The sequence below is a fragment of the Nonomuraea longicatena genome (assembly GCF_039525605.1).
Lineage (GTDB): Bacteria > Actinomycetota > Actinomycetes > Streptosporangiales > Streptosporangiaceae > Nonomuraea > Nonomuraea longicatena.
Map to the genome: position 1 here is coordinate 269650 of NZ_BAAAHQ010000011.1, position 6585 is coordinate 276234.

The window sequence follows — 6585 nt, forward strand, 5'->3', positions numbered from 1 at the left end:
CGACCATGTGCTAAGCGCTCTCGTCCAGAGGGACCGGGATCCGGAAGTCGGGATTCAGTTCGCTTTCGATGCGATCGATCGTGCGCTTGTGGAATCCGGCCTCGTGCAGCAGCTCTCTGGCCCGGTCCATAAGTTCGCGTAGATCGTCGGCGACGTGTGCGGTGTGGGTGTCGACCAGCCGCCGGTACTGGCGGAGGTCGCGTTCGGTGCCGTCGCCCCGGCCGTACACCTGGGCCAGGGTGGCGCGTTCGGCGGGCGTGCAGTGTGCGCTGACGATGTGGTGCAGCAGCGTCGCCTTGCCCGCGTTCAGATCGTCCAGCGGGTTCTTGCCGGTGACGGCGGGTTCGCCGTACACCTCGACGAGGTCGTCGAGGAGCTGGAAGGCTTCCCCGAAGGCCGACCCGGCGGCGACGAGGCGGGGGATCGTCTCCTCGGCGGCGCCGGCGCAGCGGGCCGCCAGGACCATGGGGGCGATCACGGTGTACCAGCCGGTCTTGTTGACCGACATCTCTGTGATGGCGGCCCGCGTGGCGCGGATCCTGCGGTGCTGCAGCACCGAGTCCTGGAACTCCCCGATCACCGTCCGCAGCTGCATCTGGTGGAAGAAGTCCGCGACGCCCCCCCGGACGGGCGGTGGAATGCGGTCGATTGCACGTGCGGTGAGCACCAGCAGCGCGTCGCCGCCCAGAAGTCCGGCCGCGACGCCGAACTTCGCCGCCTCGAATCCGTCCTCGGCCAGGTCGGCCGTGTCCCAGCCGGTGTGGAAGGCGGGGTTGTTCCGCCGGGTCGGGCTCTCGTCGATGATGTCGTCATGGACGAGAGAGGCCGCGTGGAACAACTCCAGCGCGGCGCACGCGTGGCCGAGTGCCGCGAACGCCGCCTCGTCGGTATGGCGGAAGCCGTCGAAGGCGTGCGCCGACACCCGGGTACGCCGCATGCTGCCGAACCGGGTGACGTAGTCGGACAGCCGCTGGGTGAAGGCGGGGGCGCCGACGCCGTCGGAGTCCGACTCGGAGGTCAGGGCGGCGAACTCCTTGAGCAGCGAGGCCACGTTCGCCCGCACCCGCTCGACGAGCCGTACTGCGGTGACGCTCGTCATCGCGAGACCAGCCGGCGCAGCCGCATCGGCAGGTTCCCCGGCACCAGGGCGCCCATGGCGGCGGGCGGCACGGTCTGGCCGGGCTGCAGCGACAGCTCGTAGCGCTGCAGGATGTTGACGATCGCGATGGAGATCTCGATCCACGCGAAGTGCTCGCCTATGCAGTTGCGGATGCCCGCGCCGAACGGCAGGAAGGCGGTGCGCGGGTACTTCTTGGCGTCGTCGATCCAACGCTGCGGCCGGAACTCGTTGGGCGCGTCGTAGACGTCGCGGTCGCGCTGGACGGAGTAGACGGAGTAGAAGACCTGCGTGCCGGTCGGCAGCGCGTAGCCGCCGAGGACGGTGGGTTGAATCGTGCGCCGCCCGAGCGCCCACACCGGCGGGTAGAGGCGCAGGGCCTCCTTCACCACCGCCTGCAGCAGGGGCAGCTTGAGGATCGCGGTCACGTCGCTCGATCCCGAGTCGAAGCCGGCGACCTCGTCGCGTACCTGCTCCTGGATCTCCGGGTGGCGCCCCAGCAGGTAGCACGACCAGGCGATGGCGCTGGGCGTGGTCTCAGAACCGGCTGTCAGGAAGGTCAGGAACTCGTTGAGGATCTGTGCCCGGTCGTTGTCGCGGCGGGTGACCGCGTCGTCGGTCTCGGTCAGCACGTCCATGAGGTCGGTGTGGCTGCGGCTGCCGCGTGACATGCCCAGCCGTTCGTCTACCAGGCGGTCGCCGAGGCGGCGCAGGTCGGAGATGGCCGCGTAGAACGCGCGGTTCTCGCGGGTGGGGATCGTGTCGAACAGCTTGGGCGGCAGGGCGCCGCGCTTCTCGATGCCGGCGATGACGATGGGCATCTGCCGCCTGACGAGTTCGACGTCCTGATGGCTCATCTTGGTGGAGAACAGTGTGTCGATGACCACCTGGGTGGCGAGCCGGTAGAACTCGGGGTACAGCTCGACGACGTCGCGGTCGGCCCACGAGTCCACCATCGCGGTGCTGTAGGTGTGCATCGCGTTGATGTAGTCGTTTACAGAGGGTTTGTTGAACATCGGCTGCATCAGGCGGCGCTGCCGGAAGTGGAAGTCGCCCTCGGCCAGCAGCACGCCGTTGCCGAGCATGGCCCGAGCCCGCTCGTACTGGATGCCCTTGTCGTACTTCTTGGCGTCCGGGACGAGGATCTGGTACAGCAGCTCGTGGTTGGAGACCAGGCAGGCGTCCTTCCAGCCGATCTTGATGCGGGAGAGGGGCGCGGTTCTGGCGGCCGCGCTGAAGAACTTGAGCGGGTTCTGCCAGATGTGGAGTGCGTGGCCGATGCCGGGGGTGGCGAACGGCACCAGCGGGGGCTTGGACACGATGAGCTGGTTCCTCCCTACCAGGAGATGGGCAACGAGCTGAAGCTGCGGAAGACGAATCCGCCGGGCAGGCGGACCGGTGGGGCGGCGTCGTCGAAGCGCGGGGTCGCCGGGATCGCCGCGAGCAGCGTTTCCAGCGCGATGCGGGACTCGGTCCTGGCCAGGTGCGATCCCATGCACCGGTGGATGCCGTGTCCGAATCCGAGGTGCTTGTGGGCCTCGGATTCGCCGTCCTGTCCGGCGAGCGCCGAGTATGCGCCGATGGCCAGGTGCAGCCGGGCACGGGCGGGGACGGTGATCCCCCGGATCACCGTGTCCTTCTCGACCGAGCGGGGCGCGCTCTGCACGGAGGGGTCGGCGGCGAGGGTTTCCTCGACGAATGCGGGGATGTCCTCGGGATTCTTGGCGAGGTCGGCCCACCGGCCGGTTTCGACGAGGCGGTTGACGGCGTTGCCGATGAGTCCGGAGGTCGTCTCATGCCCGGCGGCGATCATGACCCGGATGGCGACGATGATGTCGTCGACGTCGTGCACCGCGCCCGGCGTGCCGATCGCGTCGGCCATGTCGAGGATCAGGCACGGTCTGCGCTCGGCCCGGATCGTCGCGATCAGCTCGCGGACGTAGTCCTCGTAGGCGCGTACCGACATGGCGGCACCGAGTTGGGCCTCAGGTGGCAGCGGGGCCACCTGGAGGGCGACCCACATGTCGTTCCACTGCTTGACCTGCTGCCGATCGTCTTCCGGAATGCCGATCATGTCGGATATGATCTTGATCGGCAGCGGGAAGGCCAGTCCCCCCATGACGTCGAAGCCGTCGCGTCCTGACATGTCGCCGCACATGTCTGCGGCCAGTTCCCGGATCCTCGGTGCGAGCTTCTCCACGGAGGCGGGAGTGAACGGACGGATGAAGGTCTTGCGGAAGGCCGAGTGTTCCGGAGGCGTCTCGTTGAAGAGTGCGCCCCGGTAGAAGAGCGTCTGGTCGAGCACGGCCCGCGCCTCGTCGCTGACCGGGACCTGCCCCTCCAGGTTGTGGACGCTGGTGAACACGTCGTGGTTCTCGAAGATCTCCATGATCAGCGCGGGGTCGGTCACGACGAAGTCGGTCGGGCTGACCGGCGTGAGCGGCGCTTCCGCGTTCATGAGCCGATAAATCGAGTACGGATCGACCATGAAGTCTTCGAGACGGCCGGAAAATGGCATGCGAAATCCCTGTGTCGCGCAGAGGTAAATAGCAGCGAAATCTCTGCGTCATGCAGAGATAATTGGTAGGGGAAATCCCTGTGTCGTGCAGGAATGGAGGCGTGCAGCCAGGCATGGAGACGGGTCCATGAAATGTGGGCAGCGCAGGACCGCCTGTCCAGGCCTGGGCTTTTGCTCTTTCTGGCGCGGCTACTCGGGACGCGGAAGGCGTCTCTGCAGAGTATTGGACTGTATTTCGGTCGTCATGCGAGACCCCCCGGTCCTTGATCCAGAGGCCATGATCCACTCGGTTTTCGGCCATGTCAATACTTTTTGTGCCGTAGTGTCCGGGGGGTGCCTTGCATTCACGATGTCCGAAACTCTGGCTTTGTTGTCAAAGCGGACAGGAACCTAAAGTCATTACTTCAATGCTCCTTGTTGTTTGCCGTGGTAAGTGGCATAGAGTCACCGCGACGCGAGGGTCTGCGGCCGGGGGACGCGTGCCCGAAACGAGGTCACGGGCAGGCGTCGGCGACTCAGGTGTTTGCTCAGCGGAGGCACATTGCTGCCGTCTCTCGGGCGGCGGTGCCGCGCAGCGGCCGCCGGGGACGGCGACGCCCCAGGAACAGCTTCCGGTACGTCTCGCCCAGCGTGGTGTCCGCCTCGATCATGAAGGTGCCCCGGTGCCAGCCGTACTCAAGGACGTCCTCGGTGGAGACGGTCGGTCGGGCGCGCACCGATGGCGCTGATTGTGCCCCTCGACACCAGTCCGCGGTAGCGTGGATCGCCCGGCTCCACCTTGCCCGGTGACCGAGGTTCGGTGACACTTGGGCGAACGGTCCTCTGGGTGACTCGACGCACGGTCGGTGTCCTCACGCCCGGCTCGCGGTCGTGTGGACCCGGCTGACCGCGATGCGGAAACACGACGCGTCCCAAGCTGTGAGGGGGACGAGGGCGAACCGATCAGGCTCACCCCCGAGCAGAGGTGAGGTCGACCGGGTTGGCAGAAGATGAGGTCGCCGGCGTCCCCGATGATCGGATCGAACGGTCCAGAGACGGCATCGCCAGGACGGTGACCAGGCAGTTCGCCTCCGGCGTGGGCAAACTCACCTCGGTCGGCCTGCTGGCGAGCCTGTCGGCGGCCGCGCTCGTCCCGCTGGCGCTGGCGGCCCCCGGCGCCGTCGCCCTGGCGGGGCTCGGGGTTCTGGGCGGGGTGGGCGCCAACATCCTCAGCGACGTCGTCCACGACGCGATCCGGCGCCTGCGCGAGCGTACGGCCGGCGAACCCACCCCCGAGGCGGCCGAGACCGAACTCGCCGAGCGGCTGGAGCGCCTGCTCGCCTCCGGGACCGAGGAGGCCGCGAGTGTGCGCGCGACCCTCGCCGACCTGCTGGACCGTGTGGACGCGGTGGGCGCGGCCCTCGAAGCCGTCGGCGACCGGGCGGAGAAGGCCCGGCTGACCGAGGCGCTCGGTGAACTCGGCACCGAGTTCACCGAGTTCCGCTTCGTGCTCGAAGGCGTCACACACAAGGTGGACGAACTGCTGCAGAGCATCGCCCGCCAGGAGGCCGAGCGGCGCGGCGACCGTGAGCGGCTGCGCGAGCAGTCCTTGTTGCTGCGCCGGATCCAGGAGCGGCTTTCCCACGTCGTGAGCCCCGCCGTACCGCCGCGCTGGTTACACGGCAGCCCCTATCGCGGGTTGCTGCCCTTCGACGGCGAGGAGCGGGAGATCTTCTACGGCCGGGAGGAGGACACCGCGCGGGTGATCCAGACGATCGCCGACCGGCTGGGCGGCCCGTCGCTCGTCATGGTGACCGGCGCGTCGGGCGCGGGCAAGTCCTCCCTGCTGCGGGCCGGGCTGCTGCCCGCGCTGCGCCGGGGCGCCCTCGGCGTCCACGGCTCGGGGCGGTGGCCGGTGGTGGTGATGACGCCCACCGCGAACCCGGTCGGCACGCTGGCCGCCCACCTGGCCGCCTTCGAGGGCGCCGACGGCCCGGCCCTCCGCGCGCGGCTGCGGGCCGACCCGGAGCAGGCGTGGCCGGCGGTACGGCGGGCGGCCCGCCTGTCCGGCGCGCCCCCGGGGGCCCGGCTGGTCCTGGTGATCGACCAGTTCGAAGAGGTCTTCACGGTGGCCGACGCCGAAAGCCGGACGACGTTCGTCGCCGCGCTCGCCTCGGCGGCGGCCGGCGGCTCGGTCATGGTGGTCCTGGGCGTGCGCGCCGACTTCCTCGCGCGTTGCGCCGAGCACGACCCGCTGGCGGAGGCCATGGAGAACGGGCAGTTCGTGCTGCGCCCGATGACCTGCGAGCGGCTGCGCTCCACGATCACCGGCCCGGCGGCGGCTGCGGGGCTGGAACTGGAACCGCAGCTCGCCGACCACGTGCTCGACGCGGTCGGCGGCCGCTCGGGGGCGCTGCCGCTGCTGTCCCAGGCCATGCTGGCGGCCTGGGAGAACCGAGAGGGCAACCGGCTCACCGTGCGCGGCTACGAGCACGGCGGTGGCGTCGAGGGCGCCGTCCGCAAGGGCGCCGACGACATCTACGCCGCGCTCACGGACGAGGGGAAGGCGACGACCAGAGCGCTGTTCCGCCGCCTCACCATGATCACGGACGACGGGCTCCTCGCCCGCCGGCCGGTCGCGCGGGCGGACCTCGCGGGCTACGCGGACATCGGCGAGATCCTGGAGCGGTTCGGCGACCGGCGGCTGCTCGTGCTCACCGAGAACCACGTCGAGATCACCCACGACTGCCTGTTCGAGGTCTGGCCGCTGCTGGGGGACTGGCTGGAGGACGACAGGGCGAGCCTGCGGCTGCTCGCCCGGCTCGACCGGGAGGCCGAGGAGTGGCAGGCGGGCGGCCGCGACCCGGCTCTGCTCTACCGGGGGCCGCGCCTCGCGGAGGTCCGCCGGGCGGCGGCGGGACGGCGGCGCGCGTACCGGGCCATGATCTCGGCACCGCTGTCAGCCTCGACG

General features: G+C 69.4%; 5 protein-coding genes. 1 reads left to right on the forward strand and 4 read right to left on the reverse strand.

Annotated elements, in window-relative coordinates; translation table 11 throughout:
• Positions 1-10: 10 nt before the first annotated feature.
• The 4 genes from ABD120_RS13990 to ABD120_RS14005 form a co-directional block, all read right to left on the reverse strand.
• A complete protein-coding gene (locus ABD120_RS13990; RefSeq protein ID WP_343950271.1) occupies positions 11-1099 on the reverse strand; it encodes a polyprenyl synthetase family protein in 1089 nt (362 codons plus the stop codon).
• Positions 1096-2436, reverse strand: coding sequence for a cytochrome P450 (locus ABD120_RS13995; protein ID WP_343950272.1), 1341 nt, complete (start codon positions 2434-2436; stop codon positions 1096-1098). Before ABD120_RS13995 ends, ABD120_RS13990 begins: the two co-directional genes overlap by 4 nt.
• Positions 2437-2453: 17 nt before the next feature.
• Positions 2454-3635: a cytochrome P450 family protein gene (locus ABD120_RS14000; protein ID WP_343950273.1), complete on the reverse strand. Its 1182-nt coding sequence runs from the start codon at positions 3633-3635 to the stop codon at positions 2454-2456.
• A 527-nt stretch (positions 3636-4162) separates the two neighbouring features.
• On the reverse strand, positions 4163-4351 hold the full coding sequence (locus tag ABD120_RS14005) for a hypothetical protein (protein WP_343950274.1): 189 nt from the start codon (positions 4349-4351) through the stop codon (positions 4163-4165).
• Between the two features lie 263 nt (positions 4352-4614).
• Between ABD120_RS14005 and ABD120_RS14010 the strand changes: the two genes are divergently transcribed.
• A partial coding sequence (locus ABD120_RS14010; protein ID WP_343950275.1) for an ATP-binding protein occupies positions 4615-6585 on the forward strand: 1971 nt, incomplete at its 3' end.